1 pseudogene is annotated in these 779 nt (G+C 80.5%); it reads left to right on the forward strand.

Annotated elements, in window-relative coordinates:
- Positions 1–218 precede the first annotated feature (218 nt).
- Positions 219–779, forward strand: a pseudogene (locus tag E0D90_RS26940) (hypothetical protein); the annotation flags it as partial.

Consider the following 779-nt stretch of genomic DNA (forward strand, 5'->3'; position numbering starts at 1 on the left):
CCTCCGTCGGCCACCCCGGCGGACCGATCCCTCCCGGGGGCGGAACCGCGCCTCCCGCGCCGGGCCCCGGTGCACCGCCGCCGAGCGGCCACGGGGCCCACGGGTACCAGGGAGCCCACGAGCCGGACAGCTACGACCTCGGCGAAGTCGCCTTGGGGCGCCCGGCCGACGAGGCGCCGCGCCGAGGCCGGCGCGGCGCGCGCCGTGGCGCTGCCGCCGTGCCCTTCGACGACGGGCCCCTCGACGCCGGGCCCTTCGACGACGGGCCCCTCGGTGACGGGGCCGACTACGACGGGGGCGACGCCGACCACCCGTCCGGCGCCGGGGCCACCGGCCGCCGCCGCAGCTCCCACCGCCGCCGCCCGCGCCGTAGCCTGCGCGCCGTCGTCGGCACGGCCGTCGGTGTCGTGCTGCTCGCCGTGGCCGTCGTGGAGGCCGGGGACGTGATATCCCCCGACGGCCCGGGCGAGGAGGCGGCACCCCCGACCGAGACCCACGGCCCGGGCCCCGGCCCGCTGCCCGACCTGGAGCGCACCCCGGACGACGAGCCGGAGAGCGAAGAGACCACCGGTGCCCCCGAGCCCGAGCCGTCGGCCTCCGTGACGGAAGCGGAGCCCGGCCCGGAGACCGGGAACGAGAACGGCGGCGACCCCGAGCCCGACGCCGAACCGGAGACGAGCGAGGCCACGACCCCGCAGCCCACCAGCGAGGAACCGCTGCCCACCGCCAGCGCCACCGCGACCGCGCGGCCGACCGGCACCCCCGACCCGGAGCCCACC

The organism is Streptomyces otsuchiensis (genome assembly GCF_004305975.1).
Lineage (GTDB): Bacteria > Actinomycetota > Actinomycetes > Streptomycetales > Streptomycetaceae > Streptomyces > Streptomyces otsuchiensis.